Genomic DNA, 23,260 nt, shown 5'->3' on the forward strand with positions numbered 1-23,260 from the left:
GCCCTCAGAACTCCAGCGGCCCCTCAAGCTCCTTCACCTGCCACGGCAGGCCATGCTTGTTCAGCATGTCCATGTAGGGATCGGGATCGAACTGTTCGATGTTGAACACGCCGGCCCCACCCCAGGTGCCGGTGACAAGCATCGCCGCACCGATCATGGCGGGGACGCCCGTGGTGTAGCTGATCGCCTGGTTGCCGGTTTCGGCATAGGCCTCTTCGTGATCGCAGATGTTGTAGATGTAGAAGGTCTTTTCCACCCCGTCCTTCAGGCCCGTCGCGATATCGCCGATATTGGTCTTGCCCTTGGTGAGCGCGCCGAGGCTGGCGGGTTCGGGCAGCACGGCCTTGAGGAACTGGAGCGGCACGATCTCCTTGCCCTCGTACAGGACGGGGTCGATCCGCGTCATGCCCACGTTCTGCAGCACGGTGAGGTGGGTGATATAGGCATCACCGAAGGTCATCCAGAAGCGGATGCGCTCGATCTCGGGCAGGTGATGCGCGAGGCTTTCGAGCTCCTCGTGGTACATCAGGTACATGTTCTTGGGGCCGACCGCTTCGAAATCGAAGGTCTGGCGGATGGTGAGCGCTGGCGTTTCCACCCACGCGCCCTTCTCCCAGCGGCGCGCCGGGGCGGTGATTTCGCGGATGTTGATTTCCGGGTTGAAGTTGGTCGCAAACGGCTGGCCGTGATCGCCGCCGTTGCAATCGAGGATATCAAGCGTGCGGATCGTATCCAGCTTGTGCTTCTTGAGCCAGGTGGCGAAAACTGACGTCACGCCCGGATCGAAGCCCGAGCCGAGCAGCGCGGTGAGGCCGGCAGCCTTGAAGCGCTCCTGATAGGCCCACTGCCACTTGTATTCGAACTTGGCCTCATCGATCGGCTCGTAGTTCGCGGTGTCCATGTAGTTAACCCCGGCGGCGAGGCAGGCCTCCATGATATTGAGGTCCTGATAGGGCAGCGCGAGGTTGACGACGAGCGCGGGCTTGAGCTCATTGAGCAGCGCGGTGGTGGCGGCAACGTCATCGGCGTCGAGCTGATAGGTCGCGACATAGCGGCCGGTGCGCTCCTTGACCGAGGCGGCAATCGCCTCGCACTTGGGCAGCGTGCGGCTGGCGAGCGCAACTTCGCTGAAGATATCGGGGTTCATCGCCATCTTGTGAACGGCAACCGAGCCGACGCCGCCTGCGCCGATGACAAGGACCTTGGCCATAGGGAAACTCCAATCCGGATCGGCGCAGCAACGGCTGGCACATTAAGGTTCGCGCCTTTAAGGGAACCGCATGACAAACCCAAGTCCCGAAATCGCCCCTGCCCCTTCTGTCCGCCTGCCGACCCGGGAGGGCGTGCTGCGCGCTGCCGCCAAAATGAACGCGCTGCTGCCGCATACGCCTCTCCTGCCGCTCGAATTGCCAGACGGTAACATCGCGTGGTGCAAGGCCGAATGCCTGCAACCCATGGGTGCCTTCAAGATCCGCGGTGCATGGCACCGGCTTACAGAACTGACGGAAGAAGAGCGGGCACGCGGCGTGGTTGCAGTCTCCAGCGGCAACCATGCGCAAGGTGTTGCCTGGGCCGCGCGGCGGCTGGGCATTTCGGCGACCATCGTGATGCCCTCAGATGCCCCGCAGATCAAGCTTTCGGAGACCCGGAGAATGGGTGCCGAGGTGATGCTGTACGGGCGGCTGACAGAGTCTCGCGACGCCATTGCAGCCGAGATTTGCGCCGAACGGAACTGCGTGCTCGTCCATGCCTATGGCGATCCCTGGGTGATCGAAGGGCAAGGCAGCACCGGGATTGAGATTGCGAGCCAGATGGAATGCTTTGCGGGTGGCGCACCGACCCGGATCATTACCCCGGCCGGTGGCGGTGGCCTCGCCTCCGGCCTCGCGCTTGCATGCCCTGACGCTGAAATCGTACCCGTTGAGCCTGACGGATGGGACGACATTTCGCGCAGCCTCGCGGGCGGATCCATTGTCGACGTTGGTGCCAATCCGCCGCCTACGTCCTGCGACGCACTGCAAGCGATCGCGACTTTCCCGATCAATTTTGCAGTCATGGCGTCACACGGCATGAAGGGCGTCGCGGTGACCGATGCGGAAGTTCGTGCAGCGCAGGCCTATGCCTTCAGCAAATTGCATCTGGTCGTCGAACCGGGCGGTGCGGCAGCGCTGGCGGCAGTGCTCGCAGGTAAGGTTTCGGTCGACGGACGGACAGCGGTGGTCCTTTCCGGCGGAAACGTTGATCCTGCCGCCTTCGCCAGCGTGATCGCGGACATCTGATCAGTTGCAATTGACAATCGACCTGTCGCTGGCCACTCCTCTGCGCGGGCGGGCAACAGGAACTTTTTACAATGCAACGAGAAATGCTGGCACCGGCTGCTGTGCTGGTCCTTTGGACGCTGGTGATGTTGATCTGGCTCGGCCGGACAAGATTGCCGGCGCTGCGCCGCATGGGCGGGCTTGGCAATCTTGCGCCGGGTGGTCGAGGGCAGGAACTCGAGCCTGTCATCCCCGCTCAGGTCGCCTGGAAGTCGCACAACTATACCCACCTGCATGAACAACCGACGCTATTCTATGCCGTGTGCGTGATCCTGGCGATGACGGGTGCGACGTGGATCGATGTGCTGCTGGCCTGGGGATACGTCGGCGTGCGGATCGCACACTCGCTATGGCAAGCCATGGTCAACACGATCCCGGTGCGCTTCACGCTTTTCATGGTCTCAAGCGCCCTGTTGTTGGCCCTTGCGATCCGCGCTGCTGAGAATACGCTCTTGCCATGAACAATTAAGAACGACGGGGGACCACAATGACGGACATGGAAATCCTGAAGCCGGTAGTGGCGCTGGCCGCGTGGACGATGGTGATGTGGGTGTGGATGTATGCCACCCGCATCCCGGCGATCACCGCGTTGCCCAAATCCGATGATCCCAAAGCCGATGTGGGCTGGACGGGCGCAAAGCTCGAAGGACTGATTGCTCCCCACATTCAGTGGAAGGCGCATAATTACAACCACTTGCATGAAGCACCTACGGTGTTTTATGCGATTGCAATCGTGCTCGCGCTTACCGGGCAGGGCAACGGTGTCAATCTGATCATCGCGTGGGCCTATGTCGCACTGCGTGTGGTCCACTCGATCTTCCAGTCGACCGTGAACAAGGTCGCGCCGCGCTTTGCGCTTTTCGCTCTTTCAAGCGTGGCGCTCATGGCGCTGATCCTGCACGCCGCGATGACGGTGTTCAGGGCCTGACGAACAGGCTCGCCAGCTCGACGTGGGTGGACCAGCGGAACTGGCCCACCGGCACGAGCCCGGCGAGCCGATAGCCGCCCTCGATGAGGGTCACGGCGTCCTTGGCCCAGCTGGCCGGGTTGCAGCTCACATAGACCACGCGCGGCACCACGGAGGTCGCGAGCGCCGCCACCTGCTCGCGCGCGCCGGCGCGGGGCGGATCAAGCAGCACGGCGGCGAAGCGATCGAGCTCAGCCTTCTGCAGCGGATTGCGGAACAAGTCGCGGTGGAGCGCGTGGACCGGCTTCCCGTTCATGCGCGCCGCAGCCTGGCAGGCCATATGCGCATCGCGCGCGGCCTCGACCGCGAGGACCTTGGTGCCGGGCCCGGCCAACGCGAAGGCGAAGGTCCCCAGGCCTGAGAACAAATCGGCCACGGTGGAAGCGCCTTCCAGCCAACCTTGAGCCGCCGTCACGAGTGCCTCTTCGCCATCATGCGTGGCCTGCAGGAACGCACCGGGCGGCAGGCCGACCGGCACTCCGCCAAGCGTTACGGTAACGGGATCGGGCTCCCACACCGTCTCCGGCCCATCGCCCTGATCGAGCGTGAGGCGGGCAACGCCATTGTCGCGCGCAAAATCGAGCAGGCCTTCGGTCTGCGCGAGCCCTTCCATCTTGAGGCCGGCCATATCGACTGTCGGCCCCTGATCGGCCAGAGTCAGCGCGATATCGACGGAAAGGCTACGCTCGCTGCGCGTTTCGAGCAGGCGGCGTAGGGGGCCGATCAGTGCGGCGAGCTCGGGCGCGAGAACCGGGCATTCCTTGCAATCGACGATCTTGTGCGAACCCTGCTCGCGAAAACCCAGCACGACGCGCTTGCCGATGGCTTGCGCATGGAGCGTGGCGCGGCGGCGTGTGGCGGGCGGGGACAAGTGCGGCGGCGCGACTTCGCCCGGATCGAGGCCCTGCCCGCGTGCAGCGCCCTCAACCCGGCCACCGACATAAGCGGCGAGCGCGCTTTCCGAGAGGTGCTGGAGTTGGCAGCCCCCGCAGGTCGGAAAGTGCCGGCATGACGGCGCCGCATGGTCCGGACCGGGCGTCAGCGTGCCGTCCGCCTCAAGCACGTCACCGGGCGCGGCAAGCGCAACGTAACGGCCGTCAACCGTCTGGCCTTCGCCCTTGGCGGCGACGCGAATGATAAGGCCGGGGTTGTTCATGGACACGCGGCGCTTAGGGCATAACCCGTGGCCGCCGCAAGGTCTCCGGCAGTAAAGGCAGATCCGCAGCGCCGCGCGGCTTCGCCGTGGAGCCACAGGCCTTCCTGCGCGGCGAGGAAGGAGTCCCCGTGGACGGCAAGGCGGCTCGCGATAATTCCGGCGAGGACGTCGCCGCTGCCTGCGACCGAAAGCCAGGCGGAAGCGCGGGGGGTGACGATGACGTCACCGCCTGGGCTGGCGATCAGGCTGTCCGGACCTTTGAGGAGGACAACGGCCTTCGCGGCCTTTGCCAAGGCCAGCGCGCGGGCGCGGCGGGTGCCGGTGGCGGCAAGGCCGAAAGCAGCTTCGAGCGCAGCCATTTCGCCTTCGTGCGGGGTGAGCACGCGCGGGGCGGTGCCGGGGCTTTCCGGGCGCAGCAGCACCAGCGCATCCGCGTCAATCACGATGGGGCGATCTGCGGAAAGAGCAGCGGCAAGACGGGCCACGGCTTCGGCGCTCCTCCCCAGCCCCGGACCGACGAGCAGGGCGGCAATGCGCGGATCGGCAAGCGCGGCAAGATCGCTGACGTCACAGACCAGCGCAGGCGGGACGCCTTCGGGCCGCGCGGGGGCGAGCAGTTTGACGTAGCCCGCTCCGGAGCGTTGCGCGGCTTCGGCCGAGAGCAGCGCCGCGCCGGGCATCATGCCGGCGACAACCGCGAGCAGGCCGCGCTTGTACTTGTGCGCATCCGGCGCAGGCGGCACGATGCGAGGCCTGGCGAGCACCCGCGCCGCGCCCGGCACCGCCGCCACGCCGATATCGACAAGCCGCAGCGCACCCATCAGCGGAGCGGCGGGCATGGCATAGTGCGCGTGCTTCCAGGCGCCGAGCGCAACCGTTACGTTACAGGCCGGAAGGCCGGGATTGAGCACAGCGCCGCTATCCGCCTCGATCCCGCTGGGGAGATCGGCGGCGATGCGCAGAGTGTGGGTATCCGCAAGACCGGTGAGCAGCGCCAGCAAGTCGTCCGGCAAGGGCCGCGAGAGGCCACTGCCGAAAAGGCAGTCGAGCAGCAGCGCGCCTTCTGGGAACGCGCCGGGCGCATGGACTTCGCCTGCGAAGAGCGCGCGCGCCGTGCGGGCCTCCGACGTCATGGGTTCACACGCGGCGATCACGGTGACGGGAACGCCCTGTTCCATCAGGCAGCGCGCCGCAACGTAACCATCGCCGCCGTTGTTGCCAGGACCGCAGAGCACCGTGACCGGACGCCCGCTCCCGAGCCGCCGCGCCCACTCACCGAGCGCGCGGCCCGCCACTTCCATCAGCGTCTGCGCAGGTATGCCGCCGTCGATGAGGGCCGCTTCGGCGGCGCGCATCGCGGCGACGTCGAGGACCTGGTTTGGGTCAGCCGGCATCCTGCGTGCCGCTCGTGCGGATAATGCCGGAGAGATCGCGCACACCGCCGCGCGCGGCGCTGGTCGTCATCAGGGCATAGGCCTGCAGCGCGAGGCTGACCTTGCGCGGGCGCGGCTTCACCGGCTGCCATCCGCGCGCTTCGGCGGCCTTGCGGCGCTCGGCGAGCGTGGCGTCATCGACCATGAGATTGATCGAGCGGGCGGGAATATCGATCTCGATGCGGTCGCCCGTTTCGACAAGGCCGATCGTGCCGCCCTCGGCCGCTTCGGGCGAGCAATGGCCGATGGAGAGGCCCGAGGTGCCGCCCGAGAAGCGTCCATCCGTAACGAGCGCGCAGGCAGCGCCGAGGCCTTTGGACTTGAGGTAGCTCGTGGGATAGAGCATTTCCTGCATGCCCGGGCCGCCGCGGGGGCCTTCATAGCGGATGAGGACAACGTCCCCCGCTTCGACCTGCCCGGTAAGAATCGCGGTGACGGCGGCGTCCTGGCTTTCGTAGACCTTGGCCGGGCCGCTGAACTTGAGGATCTTCTCGTCGACGCCGGCCGTCTTCACGATGCAGCCATCCTTGGCGAGGTTGCCGAAGAGGACTGCAAGCCCGCCATCCTGGCTGAACGCATGCTCGGCTGAACGGATCACGCCATTCTCGCGGTCGAGATCGAGTTCCTTCCAGCGGCGCGATTGACTGAAGGCGACCTGTGTTGGCACGCCGCCGGGCGCCGCTTTAAAGAATTCATGCACTTGCGGGTCATTGCTACGAGAGATGTCCCACTTCTCGATCGCCGCCGCCATGGTCGGGCTGTGGACGGTCGGCAGGTCGGTATGGAGCAGCCCTGCCCGCTCCAATTGGCCAAGGATTGCCATGATCCCGCCAGCGCGATGAACGTCTTCCATATGGACGTCGGACTTGGCCGGCGCGACCTTGGAGAGGCACGGGACGCGGCGCGAAAGGCGGTCGATATCGGCCATGGTGAAGTCGACGCCGGCCTCGTGCGCAGCCGCCAGCAAATGGAGCACGGTGTTGGTCGACCCGCCCATCGCGATATCGAGGCTCATCGCGTTCTCGAACGCACGGAAGCTGGCGATCTGGCGAGGGAGCACGCTCTCGTCGTTCTCTTCGTAGTAGCTGCGGCACAGCGCGACCGCGCGGCGACCCGCTTCGCGGAACAGGCGCTCGCGGTCGGCGTGCGTTGCCAGCACCGAACCGTTGCCGGGGAGCGATAGGCCGAGCGCCTCCGTCAGGCAGTTCATCGAGTTGGCCGTGAACATGCCCGAACACGAACCGCAAGTCGGGCACGCCGAACGCTCGATGGTCTGGACTTCCTCGTCAGTGTACTTCTCGTCTGCTGCGGCGACCATCGCATCGACGAGATCGAGCGCGACTTCCTTGCCGTTGAGGACAACCTTGCCCGCCTCCATCGGCCCGCCCGAGACGAACACCGCGGGCACATTGATGCGCATCGCGGCCATCAGCATGCCGGGGGTGATCTTGTCGCAGTTCGAGATGCAGACCATGGCATCGGCGCAGTGCGCATTGACCATGTATTCGACGCTGTCGGCAATAAGATCGCGGCTGGGGAGCGAATAGAGCATCCCGTCGTGGCCCATGGCGATGCCATCATCGACCGCGATCGTGTTGAATTCCTTGGCAACCCCGCCCGCAGCCTCGATCTCGCGCGCGACGAGTTGGCCGAGGTCCTTGAGGTGGACGTGGCCGGGAACGAACTGGGTGAAGCTGTTGACGACCGCGATGATCGGCTTGCCGAAATCGCTGTCCTTCATGCCCGTGGCGCGCCACAGTCCGCGCGCGCCCGCCATGTTGCGGCCGTGGGTGGTGGTTCTGGAACGATAGACCGGCATTGGCATTCTCTCTCGAAGATTGGGATTCGCCCTCAGGCGATCATGCAGCGCACCTACCGCAAGCGGGCTTTCGGGTCGAAAGTAATCTCCGCAACCATCCTGCGGATCACCCCTATGCGCCGAGCGCGATGGCAACCTGATTGGCGATGCGGGCGAGGCGTTCGGCCCACAGGGCGTGGTTGGCAGGGTCCGCAATCTGGTCCTGCCGCACCTCGATGCCGAAATAGGGCCGTCCTTCGGCCTCGGCGTGGCGGTTCATGGTCGCGTTGAGGAGGCGGCCCGAATAGGGCTCCTGATCGCCGACGATGAGGCCCTCGGCTTCAAGCAGCGGGATCGCGAGGCGCGAGGCGCGGTCGTCCTCGTTGTAGAGCACGCCGACCTGCCAGGGGCGTTGCTGCGACGGATTACTTGCGAGCTGCGGCGTGAAGCTGTGGAGCGAGAGGATCAGCGATGGCGGTGCTTCGTCGAGCAGCTTGGCGAGTGCTTCACGATAGGGCCGGTAGAAGCGCGCGAGGCGGGCTTCGTGGCCGGCATGGTCGAGGGCGTTCCCGGGGATTGCGTGCCCGTCGCTGGCGATCGGGCAGACGGTGGGGCCATGCTCATCGCGGTTGAAATCGCACACGAGGCGGCTGACCCCGCCCAGGAACGCGGCGATGCCGGGGCGCTGGGCCATATGGGCGGCCACACCTGCAACGCCGATATCAACAGCGATATGCTGCTTCAGCAGCGCGGGAGCGATGCCGAGATCGATATCGGCGGGAACCCGGTTCGATGCGTGATCGGACACCACGAGAATGCCGCCAAAACGCGGTGTACCGAGGATTTCGTAGGCTTCAGACTTCATGATTTCCTTTAGCCGTTCGTGTCGAGCGAAGTCGAGACACCACGCACGTCGCATAGTGTCTCGACTTCGCTCGACACGAACGGGATGGAGTTAGCGAAGCTTGCCAGCAAGACGCCACCATGCCGCTGGCATTGTCTTGGCAGCGGCGTCTCGCGCCTCCGGCGTGTCGTAGAGCGCGAAGCATGTAGCGCCGGAGCCGGACATGCGGGCAAGCCATGCGCCGCTGGCAGCGAGGGTGGCGATGACGTCAGCGATTTCGGGAACGAGCGCGATGGCGCTGGGTTCCAGATCGTTGCGGCCATCCAGCGCAATGGTGCGCAGATCGCCTGATGGCATGGGGCCGCGGTCGATCCCGTCCCAGCCCTTGAACACCGGGCCGGTGGCGAGCGGGATGCGCGGGTTGATGAGGAGGACCGGGGTTCCGGCGAGATCGTTGGGCACAGGTTCAAGCTCGGTGCCGGTGCCGCGCCCGATACAGGCCTTGCTGAGCACGCAGGCAGGCACATCCGCCCCAAGCTTCGCAGCGCGGGCGTGCCAATCATCCGGCAGCCCGTGCTCCCGTTCGACCATGCGGAATACCGCGCCGGCATCGGCCGAACCGCCGCCGAGACCTGCCGCGACGGGTAGCCGCTTTTCAAGCGTCACGGCCCAACCCTTGCCATGGGGCAAGGAATTCAAGGCTTTGGCGACGATATTGCCGAAAGGATCGGAAAGTCCCGTGGCAAACTCGCCCACCACATGAAGGCTGTCTGCGCCCGCAGGTTCCGCTTCCAGTTCATCGCCCGCATCGACGAACGCGAACAGCGTCTCGAGCTCGTGATAGCCATCCTCGCGGCGCCGCCTGATGTGGAGCGCAAGGTTGATCTTGGCGTAGGCGGTTTCCCTCACAATTCCTCCTCCTCCCCGTTCCGGGGAGGAACTGGCTCACATGTTCGGATAGTTCGGACCGCCGCCGCCTTCGGGCGTCACCCATTCGATGTTCTGCGTCGTGTCCTTGATGTCGCAGGTCTTGCAGTGGACGCAGTTCTGCGCGTTGATCTGGAGGCGCGGGTTGCCGTCTTCGCCGGTGAGGAATTCATAGACGCCTGCCGGGCAGAAGCGCGCCTCAGGCCCAGCATAGAGCGGCAGGTTGATCGCGGTCGGAACGCTCGGGTCCTTTAGCACGAGGTGGCACGGCTGGTCCTCCTCGTGGTTGGTGTAGGAGAACGAGACCGAGGTCAGGCGGTCGAAGCTGATCACGCCATCGGGCTTGGGGTACTCGATCGGCTTGAACAGATCGGCGCGCATCGTGTGCTCGCTGTCCTTGTGGTGCTTCATCGCGCCGATCGGATTCACCTTGAGCACGCGCGCCCACATGTCCGCGCCGGCCAGCACGGTGCCGAGCGAGCCGCCGAACTTGGCAACCAGCGGCTGCGCGTTCTGGACGAGCTTCAATTCCTTGGCGATCCAGCTTTCCCGCACGGCGCTGTCGTATTCGCCAAGCTCATCCAGCTCGCGGCCATTGGCCATGGCAGCGGCAATCGCCTCGGCGACGAGCATGCCGCTCTTCATTGCGGTGTGGCTGCCCTTGATGCGCGGCACGTTGACGAAACCTGCCGAGCACCCGATGAGCGCGCCGCCCGGGAAGGCAAGGCGCGGCACCGACTGCCAGCCACCTTCGTTGATCGCCCGCGCGCCGTAGGACACGCGGCGGCCGCCTTCGAGGATGGCGCGGATCGCCGGATGCTGCTTCCAGCGCTGGAATTCCTCGTAAGGGTAGACGTAGGGGTTCGCGTAATCGAGCGCGGTCACAAAGCCCAGGGCGACCTGGTTGTTCGCCTGATGATAGAGGAAGCCGCCGCCCCACGCATTGCTTTCCGAAAGCGGCCAGCCCTGCGTGTGGATCACGCGGCCGGGCACATGCTTTTCAGGATCGATGTCCCACAGTTCCTTGATGCCGATGCCGTAGACTTGCGGCTGGCAATCGCGCTCAAGGTCGTACTTGGTCTTGAGCTGCTTTGTGAGGTGTCCGCGCGCACCCTCTGCAAACAGGGTATATTTTGCAAGCAGCTCCATGCCCGGCTGGTAGTCCGGCTTCTTGCTGCCATCCTTGGCGATGCCCATGTCGCCGGTGGCGACACCGCGCACCGCTCCCTTGTCGTCATAGAGAATTTCGGCGGCGGGGAAGCCCGGGAAGATCTCGACACCGAGCTCGGTCGCCTGATCGGCCAGCCAGCGGCAGAGGCTGCCAAGGCTGCCGGTGTAGTTGCCGTGGTTCGACATGAAGGGAGGCATCGGCCAGTGCGGCAGCGCCGTCTTGCCGGAGCGGGTAAGCACCCAGTGCCAGTTGTCGGTGACGGGGGTTTCCGCCATCGGGCAGCCCGCCTCTCGCCATTCGGGCAGCAACTCGTCGAGCGCCTTGGGATCGACCACCGCGCCCGAGAGAATGTGCGCGCCGATTTCCGAGCCTTTTTCAAGGATACAAACCGCAATCTCGGAATTGACCTGCTTGAGGCGGATCGCCGCTGCAAGGCCCGCAGGCCCGCCGCCGACAATCACGACGTCATACGGCATCGATTCCCGTTCGCTCATTCTCTCTCGCTCCGACCCCATATCGGGCACGCTGTGCCCCGAAAGCTTAAGTCCCTGCCTTGAAAGCTGCGGCCAGCAAGGTCAAGACCGCTTGGTGATGGGACAACTAGACACAAGTGACAGGTCGTTGGGCAAGGCGCTCGAAGCCGCGCTCGGCTGGTGGGCCGAGGCCGGGGTCGAAATGGCCTTTGTCGATGCGCCGCAGGACTGGCTGGCGGCTGAGGCTCCGGCGCCTGCGACCAAAGCGGCGCCAGCCCTTCCGCCGACCGAGAAGCGGCCGCCGCGCGTCTCCGCGCAGGCGGCAGAAGCTGGGCCGATTGCTGAAGATCGCAGCGTATGGCCTCAAAAACTAGAAGATTTTGGCGCCTGGTGGCTCTCCGAACCATCGCTTGCGCCGCGCGGCGCAAAGCGGCTCGCTCCGGTTGGGCGCCATGGCGCGAGACTGATGGTTCTGGTGCCCATGCCGGCCGAGGACGACAGCGAGGCCCTGCTTTCGGGCCGGTGCGGCAAACTGCTCGATGCGATGCTATCCGCCATGGGTATCGATCCGGGCGATGTCTACCGCGCCTCGGCCCTTCCCGCCCGAATCGCCTTGCCCGATTGGGCAGGACTGGGCAGCGCTGGCCTTGGTGACGTGCTGAAACGACATGTCGCACTCGCCGCACCGCAGCATATGCTGGTATTCGGCCGCGCCGACATCTCGGCGCTATTGGGGCACGGCTCAGCGCATAATGCTCACCATTTACGCGCACTTAACCATGAGACTGGCACAGTTATGGCGGGTTTCGAATACGATCTCGAGACTTTGCTGGCCAAGCCGAGCTGGAAGGCTGGGGTCTGGCAGCGCTGGTTGGACGGGGCAGCAGCGGACGTTGCTGCGGCATGAAAACAAGAGCTGACAGACTGAAACGGGAAGAGATCCGGAGTGGGATATTCGTGCGGGGCCAATCGTTGATGAAAGTGAGCCGCACCGCCATGCTTGCTGTGGCCGCCGTGCTTGCGATCGGTACGGCCGCCCCGGCTGCCGCCAATAGCGCCGCCGCCGAATATTTCCGATCGCGCGCTGATCGCACGTCGGTCCCTGCCCTGCTCAGCCAGGAAGACCGCGCCTACTACAAGCAGATGTTCGGCGCGATCGAGCGCGAGGATTGGACCACGGTGCAGACGCTGCTTACGCAGCGCGCCGATGGCCCGCTCCACGCCGTGGCGCGAGCGCAATACTACCTCGCGGCGAGTTCGCCGCGTGCCGAACTGGCGCCGCTGACGCAAGTTCTGTCCACCGCTCCCGAATTGCCTTGGGCCGAGCAACTGGGCCGCCTTGCTCTCAAACGCGGCGCGACGGAGCTACCCGCCCTCCCCAGCGCACAGCCGATGGTCTCGCTCCCCGGCCTGCCCAAGCGCATCAAGCCGCGCCCAGTAGCGGATGGCACGATGTCCGATAGCGTGGCGCTGGCGATCCAGGACCGCATCAAGAACGACGATCCGCTCGGCGCGCGCGTGCTGCTCGACGGGATCGAGTCCAGCCTCTCGGTCGAGGCACGGGCCGAATGGCACCAGCGCGTGGGCTGGGCTTTCTATATCGAGAACGACGACGCCAATGCGCGCAATGTCTCGCTGGGCGCGCTGCAGGGGGCGAACGGGCCGTGGGTAGCCGAAGCGCTGTGGACGGCCGGGCTCGCTGCCTGGCGGCAGGGCGATTGCCAGAACGCAGCGGCTAGCTTCGAACAGGCGGCCGGCGTCGCGCAGAACGATGAACTAAACGCCGCCGCCAACTATTGGGCCGGGCGCGCGTGGATGCGCTGCCGGGCGCCGGAAAAGGTTGCCACTGCGCTGCGCAGCGCGGCGCGGCTGCGCGATACGCTTTATGGCATGATCGCCAGCGAAGCGCTCGGCCTCAAGGAAACCAGCCTCGCCTCGGCGCCGGACTTCACCTCGGAAGACTGGCAGCAGCTCCGTCAGGTCAGCAACGTGCGCCTTGCGGTGGAACTGGCCGAGATCGGCGAAGATGGCCTTGCCGACGAACTGCTGCGCCATCAGGCCCGGATCGGCGATCCCTCGCTATACGCGCCGCTTTCGCGCCTTGCGCGCGATCTCGGCCTGCCTGCAACGCAGCTGTGGATGGCCTACAACGCGCCGTCCGGTGCCAAGGCCGATGCCGCCGCGCGCTTCCCTGCGCCGCGCTGGGTGCCGGCGACGGGCTGGAAGGTCGATCCGGCGCTGCTGTTTGCCCATTCGCTGCAGGAATCGAACTTCCGCACCGCCGTCGTCAGCCCTGCCGGCGCGCGCGGGCTGATGCAGGTCCTCCCCGGCACCGCCCGTGGCCTGACCCGCAATGAACCGGCCATGGTCGGCCGCGAGAAGCAACTCGACCTGCCGGACGTCAACATGGCGTTCGGCCAGGGGTATCTGGTGCAGCTCAAGGATTCCGGCGCGACCGGCGGGCTGCTGCCCAAGGTGATCGCGGCCTACAACGCCGGACCGATGCCGATCGCGCGCTGGAACAGCGAGATCCGCGACAATGGCGATCCGTTGCTGTGGATGGAATCGATCCCCTATTGGGAAACGCGCGGCTACGTTTCGATCGTGATGCGCAATTACTGGATGTACGAGCGCCAGGCCGGTGGCCCTTCGGAAAGCCGCATCGGCCTTGCACAGGGCATGTGGCCGAAGTTTCCGGGCCTGACCGGCGCGGAAAGCGTTAGGATGGCTTCGCGTGGCAATTGACACTTCGCGCACCTTCAAGCCGATCAACATCGCGGTCCTGACCGTTTCGGACACGCGAGGGCCGGAGGACGATACCTCCGGCGATATCCTCGCCGAACGGGTCAAGGGCGCGGGCCATCATCTCGTCGCGCGGGCGATCGAAAAGGACGATGCCGGCCGCATCGCGAGCCGCCTCAACAACTGGATCGATGATCGCAGCGTGGATGCGGTGGTGATCACCGGCGGCACCGGCCTGACCGGCCGCGATGTGACGCCGGAAGCGCTCGACCGCGTGAAGACCCGCGATATTCCGGGCTTTGGCGAGCTGTTTCGCTGGCTCAGCTTCAAGACTATCGGCACCAGTACCATCCAGTCGCGCGCCTGCGCGGTGGTGGCGCGGGGCACATATATCTTCGCCCTCCCCGGCTCCAACGGGGCGGTGAAGGACGGCTGGGACGGTATCCTTGCCGAGCAGCTCGACAGCCGCAACCGGCCCTGCAACTTCGTCGAGCTCATGCCCCGCCTGCTCGAAAAGTAGGCTCACCGCACCTAGTACCGCTGCGAGCCCTCGCAGCAAGACGTCACGTCCGCCGCAGCACCATGACCGTGTTGGCATGCATCGGCAGCGGTCCGTAGACCATGCGGATTGCGCGGTCGCATCCGCTGCGCACAACATCTTGCGCCTTGCGTGCGATGCGGCCGGGGAGGCCACCGGCATAGGGCCGGAATGGCCGCCCGGCATAGACCACCTCGAGCGCGAGGCCCTGCGCCATCTGTTCGACAATCGGGGCCGACAGCACGGAAACGTGCGTCTGGTCGCCATGCTGGATCGGCAGCGAAAGCGGGCTCTGCCCGTTCGGAAAGCGGGCGAACAGCAATCCGCCAGGCTCCAGCAGGCGCGCGGCGGCGGTGAGCAGTTCGCTGTTCTGAGCGCGCGTCAGGTGTTCCATCACATCGATCGCGGCGATCACCCGAAGGCGGCCCGGCAGGACGTCCTTCCACGCGTTGAAGTCCAGCGGAAGGAGCCCCACGCCGGCAGCCACGGCCTTTTCCCGCGCAGCTGCCTGGACTTCCGATCCGAAGATCCGCGCGCCCTGGGCAGCTGCCCACCCGAGGAAATTGCCATTGCCAAAGCCGACTTCGGCCACCAGCGCGCCCGCCGCCACCACACCGCCCAGATAGTGCGCGAAGAACTGTGCATCGGTCGCCGAGGGCTGCATGAACGGTGTATCGTCCCAGCCCTTGAGCGCCTGATAGTGAAGATAGCCGTCTTCCATTGCATGCTCCGTCCACCCGTTCGCCGACAGAAGCGGACTGACGCCAGCGTCGCAATCTCAGTCGGCCCCGAAATGGAGCTAGAGCGGCAGCGCGAGCGCTGAAAAAGCGCTGGAAATCGCGATATGTTCTTTATATGTTCCCTCCATGGGCAGATCCGATTCCATTGTTCGCGGGCGCGGGGCGCAATCGGCGCGCGTGCCCACGCGCTTCGGATTGAACACGCGGGAGGCTGACGGCGACTGGCTCGATGCCGCGAGCAGCGTCGATGGACCCGGCCCCAAGCTGCGCACAACGGTGACCGAGGAGTTCCCCAAAACGGCCATCGCCTGGAACACTTCGCCCGACATCCCATTCGATCGCTCGCTCAATCCCTATCGCGGGTGTGAACATGGCTGCGTCTATTGCTATGCGCGGCCAACGCATGCCTGGCACGATCTCTCGCCGGGCCTCGATTTCGAGACGAAGCTGTTTGCCAAGCCTTCCGCGCCCGATCTGCTGCGCAAGGCTTTCGCGGCGCGCGGATACCGCCCTGCCCCGCTGGCGCTCGGCACCAATACCGATCCCTACCAGCCAATCGAAGCGCGCTACCGCATCACCCGCCGCGTGCTGGAACTGTGCCTTGAAACCGGGCATCCGGTGACCGTCACCACCAAATCGGCGCGGGTCCTTGATGATCTCGATCTGCTGACTGCGCTGGCGGAACGCGGCCTCACCGCAGTTTCGATTTCGGTCACCAGCCTCGACCCAAGGCTCTCGGGGATTCTGGAGCCGCGCGCTTCGGCCCCGGCCAAGCGCCTCGCCGCGCTCGAAGCGCTCGCGAAGGCTGGCGTACATGCCAATGTCTCCGTCTCCCCGATCATTCCGGCGATCACGGACAGCTTTATCGAGGAGATCCTTGCCGAAGCGGGTGCGCGCGGGGTCCAGTCGGCGAGCTGGATCATGCTGCGCTTGCCGCACGAAGTAGCGCCGCTGTTTCGCGAGTGGCTCGATCTGCATTTTCCGGACCGCGCCGCCAAGGTCATGGGAATTGTCCAATCGGTGCGCGAGGGCAAGGACAACGATGCGCGCTTCTTCAGCCGGATGAAGCCGACGGGCGTCTGGGCCGATCTGGTGCGGGGCCGCTTCCGGCTGGGGATGAAGCGCGCCGGTATCCCGCAGGCCAAGCCAGTGCTCGATTGCAGCCAGTTCCGCGCCCCTAGCCGCGACGGACAGCTGGACCTGTTCTAATCCGGTCGCTCGCCCGTGGGGAGATAGCGCCGCTCACCGGAGATAGGATCGTACCAGACTTCGAGGATCTGGCCGGACTGGTGATCGATCTCGCGCTCAGCCGTCAGCTGCCAGGTGCCGCGAGGGCGGCGTCTGCGCTCGAGGTAACCCGCGTCGAACACGGTGCCGACCGCGATCATCGCGGCGAGCAGGAACAGCGGGAAACCGCCGCCATCCTTGCCGGCCGCCTGCATCAGCACGCCGCCGATCGCGGCAAGCGCGGCAACGACCAGCGCGACGATGCGGCCGTTCTGCGTCACGCCATCATCCTTGGGGCTTCAGCTTGACCGCCGTGCCATAGGCGACAACTTCGTTCATCGTCTGACCGATGGAGCCTGAATCAAAGCGCATCATCACAACCGCGTCCGCGCCCATCAGCGCCGCGTTCATCACAAGGCGGTCGATGGCATGGCGGCGCGTGTCTTCCACCAGCGCCGAGTATTCCTTGATCTCGCCGCCGATGATCGAGCGAAGCCCGGCGACAATGTTGCCGCCAAGGCCCCGGCTGCGCACCACCACGCCGAAGACCTGCCCGAGGCATTCGGTCACCTCACGGCCAGCGACGTTTTCAGTGGTGGCGATGATCATCAGGCGAGGCTTTCCCTTGGAGCAAAACGCACAAGCCGCGATGTGGCGACGGCTGCCTGTCGGTGGACGACGACCGGAGCATAGTCCGGATCCTTGACCATGCCCATGAAGGATGCAGCATCAGGATAGGCCATGACGAAGGTTTCGTCCCATTCCCATTCGGCAGGCCCGGTCACCATCGCCTCGAACCCGCCGGCCCAGACGATGTGTCCGCCGGAACGGGCCAGCACTGGCTGGATCGTGCGCATGTACTCGCGGTAGGCCTCCGCACCCGTCAGGCCCTTGTCAGCCAACGGATGGCCTTCGGGATAGGCGGCAAGTTCGCGGAAGCGGACGAGGTTGAGCATATGGATCGGCGTGTCGCGCGGCAGGGCCTTGAACTTCGCGAAGTTCTCGCGGCTGGGATCGATATAGGCTTCGGTCATATCAGGCGCTCCACTGCCAGTCGCGGAACTGGTCCCGCAGGTCTTTCTTGCTGATCTTGCCGGTGCCGGTGTGGGGAATTTCATCCACGAAGGCGACCGCATCGGGCAGCCACCACTTGGCGACCTGGGTGCCAAGATACTCGCGCAGACCATCCGGGCAGACATCCACGCCGGGCTTCTTCACCACCACCAGCAATGGCCGCTCATCCCAGCGCGGGTGATAGACACCGATGGCGGCGGCCTCAGCCACGCCGGGGAAGCCGATGGCCGCGTTTTCAAGCTCGACCGAGCTGATCCATTCGCCGCCCGATTTGATCACGTCCTTGGTGCGGTCGGTCAGCTGCAGGGTGCCGTCGGGGTGGATCACCGCGACATCGCCGGTGTCGAACCAGTTCTCGGCGTCGGTCGCGGGGCTTTCGGCCTTGAAGTAGCGTCCGACGACCCAGGGGCCGCGCACCTGCAGCGCGCCCGAGGCCTTGCCATCGCGGGGCAGTACCTTGCTGTAATCATCGAGATCGACACAGCGCAGCTCGACGCCGAAGGGCACGCGGCCCTGCATCGCCTTGACCGTGACTTGCTCGTCGAACGAGAGCTCGTCCCAGTTCGAGGTTTCGGTGCCGGTCGTGCCGATGGGCGAGGTTTCGGTCATGCCCCAGGCATGGGCGACGCGCAGGCCCTTCTTCATGAAGCGCTCGATCATCGCGCGCGGCATCGCTGAGCCACCGCAGACGATGGTGTGGAGCGAGGCCGGAATGTCCTTGCTGTTGGCGTCGATGTACTGGAGCAAGCTGAGCCAGACCGTGGGCACACCCGCCGAGGTGGTGACCTTCTCACGCTCCATCAGCTCGCAGAGCACCGATGCCTCGTTGACTGCGCTGTAGACGAACTTTGCACCCGCCGCCGCCCCGGCCCAGGGCAGGCCCCAGCTCGCGGCATGGAACATCGGCACGATCGGCAGCGCGACAGTGCGGCAATCCATGCCGAAGACCTGCGGGGTCATCGCGGTCATGGCGTGGAGTACGGTCGAGCGGTGCTCATAAAGCACGCCCTTCGGGTTGCCGGTGGTGCCGCTGGTGTAGCAGAGCATGCAAGGATCGAGCTCGTCGCCATCGACCCATTCGCCCTCGCCGTCTTCGCTGGCGATCCAGTCCTCGAAATGCTCGGCCGGGCCGCTGCTGTCGAAGCAGATGTAGTGCTCGATCGTTTTCCAGCGCGGCTTCATCCGTTCGATGATCGGCGCGAAGGCAGCATCGAACAGCAGGACGCGGTCTTCGGCGTGGTTGGCGATGTAATCGAGCTGATCGTCGAACAGGCGCGGGTTGATCGTGTGAAGCACCCCGCCGACGCCGACTGCGCCGTACCATGTCACGAGGTGGCGGTGGTGGTTCATGGCGAGGGTTGCGACGCGGTCGCCCGGTTTGATCCCCAGCTTTGCGAGCTTTTGCGCCATCCGCATCGCATCGTGGCGGATGCCGGCCCAGGTGGTGCGGGTCTCGCTGCCATCGGCCCAGCGCGAGACGATCTCGCGGCCACCATGTTCACGCGCGGCATGATCGATGAAACGCGTAACGCGCAGCGACCAATCCTGCATGGCGCCCAGCTGCATGCCTTACTCCCCTTTTGCGTTGATTGTTCTATTCGACGAGCCGCAGATGCCGGTCCGGCCTTGCGGTGAGGGCCACATTGGCAAGCCCTTCCACCGGAATCAATCGCTCGATTACATCCGAATCAAGTGAGAAATCATTGCCGAGCCGCATGACCGGTTCGCGCGACGTACCAGTGCGCAGGCGGGCGATCACTTCGCCCCTTGCGCCCTCGGCGCGCGGCAGCAGGAGCGCGAGTTCGGACATGGCTTCGGGCCTGGTCACATCAAGCTTCAAAAGCATGCGCGCGGCGCTGCTGACCGAAGCCAGCGGGCGCGCGCCGCGCACGGTTATGCGCGGTGGCTCATCCGGGTTCGGGCGGTCCAGCTCGACATTGAGGAGGACGCAGGTCCCCTCGCGCGCCCATTGCTGGAAGGGCTCGACAAGGCTTTCCTCGAAGCACGAGGCGGAGAACTGCCCGGTGCTGTCCGAAAAATCGGCGGCAATAAAGTCATTGCCCTTTTTCGTCTTGCGCCGGTTCACGTTCTCGACCAGCGCGGCCATGACGGCGCCGGTGCGGGAGCCCCCGGCGTCCCCGTCGCCGCTCATCAGACTGCCATAGCTGCGCGCGCCATTGGCGGAGGCAACGGCGCGATATTCGGTGACGGGGTGCGCGGCGAAATAGAACCCGAAGGTATCACGCTCTGCCGCCATTTGATCGGCGCGTGACCAAGGCGGCGTCTCGGCAAGGCGGGTCGCCGGGACGGCATGGTCCTCTGCGCCGAACAGCCCTGCCTGCCCGGATGTGCGCGAACGGACGGCTTCGTCCGCCACAGCCATCAACAGCTCCGCGTTGGCCGTGATCTGCGCACGGTTGGGCTCCAGCGCATCGAACGCCCCGGCGGCGGCGAGCGCTTCGAGTCCACGCCGGTTCATCGCGCCCGCAGGCAAGCGTCGGAACAGGTCATCAAGACTGGTATAGGGGCCGCTTGCCTCACGCTCCGCGACGATGGCGTCCATCGCCTTCTCGCCGACATTGCGCAGCCCGGCGAGCGCATAGCGCACGGCATAGCCATCTTCGGTGCGCTCGACGGTGAATTCGGCTTCGGAGCGGTTGATATCCGGCCCATGGAGCGCGATCCCCGAGCGCCGCATGTCATCGACGAACACGGCCAGCTTTTCCGATTGGTGCATATCGAAGCACATCGAGGCGGCGTAGAATTCGTGCGGATAGTGCGTCTTGAGCCAGGCCGTCTGATAGGCGAGCAGCGCGTAAGCAGCGGCGTGGGACTTGTTGAAACCGTATCCTGCGAACTTGTCGATCAAGTCGAATAGCTCGTTGGCCTTCTTGGCGTCGATCCCCGATACGGTCAGGCAACCATCGACAAAGCGCTGGCGCTGCGCGTCCATTTCGGCCTGGACCTTCTTGCCCATGGCGCGGCGCAGCAGGTCGGCATCGCCCAGCGAATAGCCCGCGAGGATCTGCGCGGCCTGCATGACCTGTTCCTGATAGACGAAGATCCCGTAGGTCTCGGCGAGGATCACCGAGAGCTTTTCGTGCGGGTACTCGATCGCTTCCAGACCGTTCTTGCGTCGGCCGAACAGCGGGATATTGTCCATCGGGCCCGGGCGGTAGAGCGAGACGAGCGCGATGATGTCGCCGAAATTGGTGGGTTTCACCGCCGCCAGCGTGCGGCGCATGCCTTCCGATTCCAGCTGGAACACGCCGACCGTATCGCCCGACTGGAGCAGCTTGTAGACCTGCGCATCATCCCACGCGAGCCGGTCGAGATCGATCTGGATGCCGCGCTTGGCCATCAGATCGACCGCTTTGCGCAGCACTGACAGCGTTTTCAGGCCAAGGAAGTCGAACTTCACAAGGCCCGCTTCCTCGACGAATTTCATGTCGAACTGCGTGACCGGCATATCCGAGCGTGGATCGCGGTAGAGCGGGACGAGCTGCGCCAGCGGCCTATCGCCGATGACCACGCCCGCCGCGTGGGTCGAACTGTTGCGCGGCAGACCTTCCAGCTGCATCGCCAGATCGATCAGGCGGCGCACTTCGGGATCGCGGTCATATTCGCGCTTGAGGTCGGCAATGCCATTCAGCGCGCGGGGCAGCGGCCAGGGGTCGGTCGGATGGTTGGGCACCATCTTGCAAAGGCGGTCGACCTGCCCGTAACTCATCTGCAGGATGCGCCCCGTATCGCGCAGCACCGCGCGGGCCTTCAGCTTGCCGAAGGTGATGATCTGCGCGACGTGATCATCGCCGTATTTGCGCTGGACGTAGCGGATCACTTCGCCGCGCCGCGTTTCGCAAAAGTCGATATCGAAGTCCGGCATCGAGACGCGTTCCGGGTTGAGAAAGCGTTCGAACAGCAGCCCGAGCTTGATCGGATCGAGATCGGTGATGGTGAGCGCCCACGCGACCAGCGAACCCGCCCCCGAACCGCGCCCCGGCCCCACCGGAATGCCCTGTTCCTTGGCCCACTTGATGAAGTCGGCCACGATCAGGAAGTACCCGCCGAAGCCCATGCGGTTGATGATGCCGATCTCGAATTCGAGCCGGTCGCGGTACTGCTTCACCTCGTCCCAGTGGCCCTCGGCGCGCAGGACCTCGACAGGCAGGCTGTCCATTTCCTCGACCGGACAGGTGAGCGCTGCGGCGAGTTCCTCGGCAGCGGCATCAGGGTAGTAGGGCTTCATCCGCGCGACGAGACCGGTGCGCGAATCCGCCGCCATCATCCGCGCCTCGCCTTCCTTGTCGCCGGCGAGGCTGGGGAGGATTGGCTTGCGGTAGGGCGGCTTGTAGGCGGTGCGCTGCGCAACGACGAGGGTGTTGGCGAGCGCTTCGGGAAGATCGGCGAAGATCTCTTCCATCATCGGCGCGGGCTTGATCCACCATTCCTTTGAGGAGCGTGGGCGATCGGTGGAATCGACGTGGGTGGAGCTGGCGATGCACAGCATGGCATCGTGGGCATCGTAGAATGCACGCTCGGCAAAGCAGGCCGGATTGGTCGCGACGAGCGGGAGATCACGGGCATAGGCAAGATCGATCAGCGCGTCTTCAGCAGCCATTTCCGCGGGATCATTGCGGCGGGCGAGCTCGATATAGAGGCGCTCGGGGAACAGGGCCTCGATCTCGGCGAGATAGGCTTCGGCGGCGGTCTGCTGGCCATCGGCGAGCAGGCGGGTGAGCGCCCCCTCCCCCGCCGCTGTCAGGCAGAGCAGGCCATCGGTGTGGCCCGCGAGTTCGGCCAGCGGCACATGCGGTGCAAATTCCAGCGGGCGCGCAAGGTGCGCCTGGCTGACGAGGTGGCAGAGGTTGTCGTACCCCACCGCATCCTGCGCATAGAGCGCGAGCCAGTCGATGGTAGGCGCGCTGGCCCCGAAGCCAGTGTTCGCCGCCCCTTCCCGCGCCGGACGGGCGACCGCAAGCATGGTGCCGATGACGGGCTGCACGCCCATATCGAAGCAGGCCTTGGCAAAGGCAACGCTGCCATAAAGCCCGTTGCGGTCGGTAATCGCAATCGCCGGAAACCCCCGCTCCGCCGCCGTCTTGGCAATCGCCTTGGGATCGATCGCGCCATCGAGCATCGTGTAGGAGGAGAAGATGCGCAGCGGGACGAAGGGGGCGTGGGGCATGCGAGGCACGCTAGGGCGCGGGGGGTGATTCTGCGAGGGTTCGGGTCAGCATTATCAACCGGGAATACCTCCCGTTGGTGTCGAGCGAAGTCGAGACACCAGGCGCTGCGTGTGGTGTCTCGACTTCGCTCGACACCAACGGCTGTGGGAGATCCGTTAGAGCAAAGCCTCGATATCCGCCGCCAGCTTCTCCGGCTTGTCCGTGGGCGCATAGCGGCGCACGACCTTGCCATCCCGCCCGATCAGGAACTTGGTGAAGTTCCACTTGACCGCCTTGGTGCCGAGCACGCCCGGCGCCTCGGACTTGAGCCAGTTGTAGAGCGGATCGGCGCCGTCGCCGTTGACTTCGATCTTGGCCATGAGCGGAAAGCTGACCCCGAAGTTGACCTTGCAGAAGCTTTCGATCTCGTCCGCCGTGCCCGGCTCCTGCCCGCCGAACTGGTTGCAGGGGAAGGCCAGCACTTCGAAGCCGCGCTCGCCGTACTTCTTCCAGAGCACTTCGAGCCCGTCGTACTGCGGGGTGAAGCCGCATTTGGAGGCGGTGTTGACGACGAGGAGGACCTTGCCGGCCTTGTCCGCAAGGCTGAGGTCCTTGCCGCCGGGAACCTTGACGGTGAAATCGGCGATGGTCTGCGGGTTGGTCATTGTGCGGCTCCCCTCGTGT

21 protein-coding genes are annotated in these 23,260 nt (G+C 65.3%); 7 read left to right on the forward strand and 14 right to left on the reverse strand.

Annotated elements, in window-relative coordinates; translation table 11 throughout:
- Positions 1-4 precede the first annotated feature (4 nt).
- Positions 5-1,210, reverse strand: coding sequence for a saccharopine dehydrogenase family protein (locus ACO06X_RS02305; protein WP_421838396.1), 1,206 nt, complete (start codon positions 1,208-1,210; stop codon positions 5-7).
- Positions 1,211-1,280: 70 nt separating this feature from the next.
- On the opposite strand from ACO06X_RS02305, the gene ACO06X_RS02310 reads away from it, so the two are divergent.
- The 3 genes from ACO06X_RS02310 to ACO06X_RS02320 all read left to right on the forward strand — a co-directional run bounded on the left by ACO06X_RS02310 (position 1,281) and on the right by ACO06X_RS02320 (position 3,246).
- On the forward strand, positions 1,281-2,279 hold the full coding sequence (locus ACO06X_RS02310) for a threonine ammonia-lyase (RefSeq protein WP_421838397.1): 999 nt from the start codon (positions 1,281-1,283) through the stop codon (positions 2,277-2,279).
- An 83-nt stretch (positions 2,280-2,362) separates the two neighbouring features.
- Positions 2,363-2,779 carry an MAPEG family protein gene (locus ACO06X_RS02315; RefSeq protein WP_421838398.1) on the forward strand — a complete coding sequence of 139 codons (417 nt, stop codon included), beginning with the start codon at positions 2,363-2,365 and terminating at the stop codon, positions 2,777-2,779.
- 26 nt (positions 2,780-2,805) lie between these two features.
- Positions 2,806-3,246: an MAPEG family protein gene (locus ACO06X_RS02320; RefSeq protein WP_421838399.1), complete on the forward strand. Its 441-nt coding sequence runs from the start codon at positions 2,806-2,808 to the stop codon at positions 3,244-3,246.
- Here ACO06X_RS02320 and ACO06X_RS02325 read toward each other — a convergent pair.
- The 6 genes from ACO06X_RS02325 to ACO06X_RS02350 all read right to left on the reverse strand — a co-directional run bounded on the left by ACO06X_RS02325 (position 3,236) and on the right by ACO06X_RS02350 (position 11,108).
- Positions 3,236-4,441, reverse strand: coding sequence for a class I SAM-dependent RNA methyltransferase (locus ACO06X_RS02325; protein ID WP_421839840.1), 1,206 nt, complete (start codon positions 4,439-4,441; stop codon positions 3,236-3,238). The genes ACO06X_RS02320 and ACO06X_RS02325 overlap by 11 nt on opposite strands.
- Positions 4,438-5,835, reverse strand: a complete 1,398-nt coding sequence (locus tag ACO06X_RS02330; protein ID WP_421838400.1) for an NAD(P)H-hydrate dehydratase — start codon at positions 5,833-5,835, stop codon at positions 4,438-4,440. Before ACO06X_RS02330 ends, ACO06X_RS02325 begins: the two co-directional genes overlap by 4 nt.
- Positions 5,825-7,693 (reverse strand): dihydroxy-acid dehydratase, encoded by a 1,869-nt coding sequence (gene ilvD / locus ACO06X_RS02335; protein WP_421838401.1) that lies wholly within the window; start codon positions 7,691-7,693, stop codon positions 5,825-5,827. The genes ACO06X_RS02330 and ilvD overlap by 11 nt, the downstream gene beginning before the upstream one ends.
- A gap of 112 nt (positions 7,694-7,805) precedes the next feature.
- Positions 7,806-8,537 (reverse strand): N-formylglutamate amidohydrolase, encoded by a 732-nt coding sequence (locus ACO06X_RS02340; protein WP_421838402.1) that lies wholly within the window; start codon positions 8,535-8,537, stop codon positions 7,806-7,808.
- Positions 8,538-8,627: 90 nt separating this feature from the next.
- A complete protein-coding gene (locus ACO06X_RS02345; RefSeq protein WP_421838403.1) occupies positions 8,628-9,425 on the reverse strand; it encodes a 4-(cytidine 5'-diphospho)-2-C-methyl-D-erythritol kinase in 798 nt (265 codons plus the stop codon).
- Positions 9,426-9,461: 36 nt separating this feature from the next.
- The gene (locus ACO06X_RS02350; protein WP_421838404.1) at positions 9,462-11,108 is read right to left on the reverse strand and encodes an electron transfer flavoprotein-ubiquinone oxidoreductase; all 1,647 of its coding nucleotides are present in this window, start codon (positions 11,106-11,108) and stop codon (positions 9,462-9,464) included.
- Between the two features lie 97 nt (positions 11,109-11,205).
- Here ACO06X_RS02350 and ACO06X_RS02355 point away from each other — a divergent pair, with 97 nt between their 5' ends.
- From ACO06X_RS02355 to moaB, 3 genes are all read left to right on the forward strand, one after another.
- Positions 11,206-11,994 carry a hypothetical protein gene (locus ACO06X_RS02355; RefSeq protein ID WP_421838405.1) on the forward strand — a complete coding sequence of 263 codons (789 nt, stop codon included), beginning with the start codon at positions 11,206-11,208 and terminating at the stop codon, positions 11,992-11,994.
- Positions 11,995-12,062: 68 nt separating this feature from the next.
- A complete protein-coding gene (locus tag ACO06X_RS02360) occupies positions 12,063-13,832 on the forward strand; it encodes a transglycosylase SLT domain-containing protein (RefSeq protein ID WP_421838406.1) in 1,770 nt (589 codons plus the stop codon).
- Complete coding sequence (gene moaB / locus ACO06X_RS02365; protein WP_298169961.1) at positions 13,822-14,349, forward strand: molybdenum cofactor biosynthesis protein B; 528 nt, start codon at positions 13,822-13,824, stop codon at positions 14,347-14,349. The genes ACO06X_RS02360 and moaB overlap by 11 nt, the downstream gene beginning before the upstream one ends.
- 43 nt (positions 14,350-14,392) lie before the next feature.
- Here the strand turns inward: moaB and ACO06X_RS02370 are convergent, their stop codons facing one another.
- On the reverse strand, positions 14,393-15,088 hold the full coding sequence (locus tag ACO06X_RS02370; protein ID WP_421838407.1) for a class I SAM-dependent methyltransferase: 696 nt from the start codon (positions 15,086-15,088) through the stop codon (positions 14,393-14,395).
- A 145-nt stretch (positions 15,089-15,233) separates the two neighbouring features.
- On the opposite strand from ACO06X_RS02370, the gene ACO06X_RS02375 reads away from it, so the two are divergent.
- Complete coding sequence (locus ACO06X_RS02375) at positions 15,234-16,316, forward strand: PA0069 family radical SAM protein (protein WP_421838408.1); 1,083 nt, start codon at positions 15,234-15,236, stop codon at positions 16,314-16,316.
- On the opposite strand, the gene ACO06X_RS02380 is transcribed toward ACO06X_RS02375, so the two are convergent.
- The 6 genes from ACO06X_RS02380 to ACO06X_RS02405 all read right to left on the reverse strand — a co-directional run bounded on the left by ACO06X_RS02380 (position 16,313) and on the right by ACO06X_RS02405 (position 23,241).
- The gene (locus ACO06X_RS02380) at positions 16,313-16,615 is read right to left on the reverse strand and encodes a hypothetical protein (RefSeq protein WP_421838409.1); all 303 of its coding nucleotides are present in this window, start codon (positions 16,613-16,615) and stop codon (positions 16,313-16,315) included. The genes ACO06X_RS02375 and ACO06X_RS02380 overlap by 4 nt on opposite strands.
- A gap of 4 nt (positions 16,616-16,619) precedes the next feature.
- Complete coding sequence (locus ACO06X_RS02385) at positions 16,620-16,943, reverse strand: YbjQ family protein (RefSeq protein WP_298169951.1); 324 nt, start codon at positions 16,941-16,943, stop codon at positions 16,620-16,622.
- Positions 16,943-17,368 carry a DUF1330 domain-containing protein gene (locus tag ACO06X_RS02390; RefSeq protein ID WP_421838410.1) on the reverse strand — a complete coding sequence of 142 codons (426 nt, stop codon included), beginning with the start codon at positions 17,366-17,368 and terminating at the stop codon, positions 16,943-16,945. The genes ACO06X_RS02385 and ACO06X_RS02390 overlap by 1 nt, the downstream gene beginning before the upstream one ends.
- A gap of 1 nt (position 17,369) precedes the next feature.
- Positions 17,370-18,974 carry a long-chain fatty acid--CoA ligase gene (locus ACO06X_RS02395; RefSeq protein WP_421838411.1) on the reverse strand — a complete coding sequence of 535 codons (1,605 nt, stop codon included), beginning with the start codon at positions 18,972-18,974 and terminating at the stop codon, positions 17,370-17,372.
- Between the two features lie 28 nt (positions 18,975-19,002).
- Positions 19,003-22,596 carry a DNA polymerase III subunit alpha gene (dnaE, locus tag ACO06X_RS02400; RefSeq protein ID WP_421838412.1) on the reverse strand — a complete coding sequence of 1,198 codons (3,594 nt, stop codon included), beginning with the start codon at positions 22,594-22,596 and terminating at the stop codon, positions 19,003-19,005.
- 156 nt (positions 22,597-22,752) lie between these two features.
- Positions 22,753-23,241 (reverse strand): glutathione peroxidase, encoded by a 489-nt coding sequence (locus tag ACO06X_RS02405; RefSeq protein ID WP_421838413.1) that lies wholly within the window; start codon positions 23,239-23,241, stop codon positions 22,753-22,755.
- Positions 23,242-23,260: the final 19 nt, after the last annotated feature.

The organism is Novosphingobium sp. (assembly GCF_965229225.1).
Taxonomy (GTDB): domain Bacteria; phylum Pseudomonadota; class Alphaproteobacteria; order Sphingomonadales; family Sphingomonadaceae; genus Novosphingobium.

Coding starts and splice junctions, on each gene's coding strand:
- ACO06X_RS02305 (WP_421838396.1), bottom strand. CDS start 1,210: ATGGCCAAGGTCCTTGTCATCGGCGCAGGCGGCGTCGGCTCGGTTGCC.
- ACO06X_RS02310 (WP_421838397.1), top strand. CDS start 1,281: ATGACAAACCCAAGTCCCGAAATCGCCCCTGCCCCTTCTGTCCGCCTG.
- ACO06X_RS02315 (WP_421838398.1), top strand. CDS start 2,363: ATGCTGGCACCGGCTGCTGTGCTGGTCCTTTGGACGCTGGTGATGTTG.
- ACO06X_RS02320 (WP_421838399.1), top strand. CDS start 2,806: ATGACGGACATGGAAATCCTGAAGCCGGTAGTGGCGCTGGCCGCGTGG.
- ACO06X_RS02325 (WP_421839840.1), bottom strand. CDS start 4,441: ATGAACAACCCCGGCCTTATCATTCGCGTCGCCGCCAAGGGCGAAGGC.
- ACO06X_RS02330 (WP_421838400.1), bottom strand. CDS start 5,835: ATGCCGGCTGACCCAAACCAGGTCCTCGACGTCGCCGCGATGCGCGCC.
- ilvD (WP_421838401.1), bottom strand. CDS start 7,693: ATGCCGGTCTATCGTTCCAGAACCACCACCCACGGCCGCAACATGGCG.
- ACO06X_RS02340 (WP_421838402.1), bottom strand. CDS start 8,537: ATGAAGTCTGAAGCCTACGAAATCCTCGGTACACCGCGTTTTGGCGGC.
- ACO06X_RS02350 (WP_421838404.1), bottom strand. CDS start 11,108: ATGAGCGAACGGGAATCGATGCCGTATGACGTCGTGATTGTCGGCGGC.
- ACO06X_RS02355 (WP_421838405.1), top strand. CDS start 11,206: ATGGGACAACTAGACACAAGTGACAGGTCGTTGGGCAAGGCGCTCGAA.
- ACO06X_RS02360 (WP_421838406.1), top strand. CDS start 12,063: ATGAAAGTGAGCCGCACCGCCATGCTTGCTGTGGCCGCCGTGCTTGCG.
- ACO06X_RS02370 (WP_421838407.1), bottom strand. CDS start 15,088: ATGGAAGACGGCTATCTTCACTATCAGGCGCTCAAGGGCTGGGACGAT.
- ACO06X_RS02375 (WP_421838408.1), top strand. CDS start 15,234: ATGGGCAGATCCGATTCCATTGTTCGCGGGCGCGGGGCGCAATCGGCG.
- ACO06X_RS02385 (WP_298169951.1), bottom strand. CDS start 16,943: ATGATCATCGCCACCACTGAAAACGTCGCTGGCCGTGAGGTGACCGAA.
- ACO06X_RS02390 (WP_421838410.1), bottom strand. CDS start 17,368: ATGACCGAAGCCTATATCGATCCCAGCCGCGAGAACTTCGCGAAGTTC.
- ACO06X_RS02395 (WP_421838411.1), bottom strand. CDS start 18,974: ATGCAGCTGGGCGCCATGCAGGATTGGTCGCTGCGCGTTACGCGTTTC.
- dnaE (WP_421838412.1), bottom strand. CDS start 22,596: ATGCCCCACGCCCCCTTCGTCCCGCTGCGCATCTTCTCCTCCTACACG.
- ACO06X_RS02405 (WP_421838413.1), bottom strand. CDS start 23,241: ATGACCAACCCGCAGACCATCGCCGATTTCACCGTCAAGGTTCCCGGC.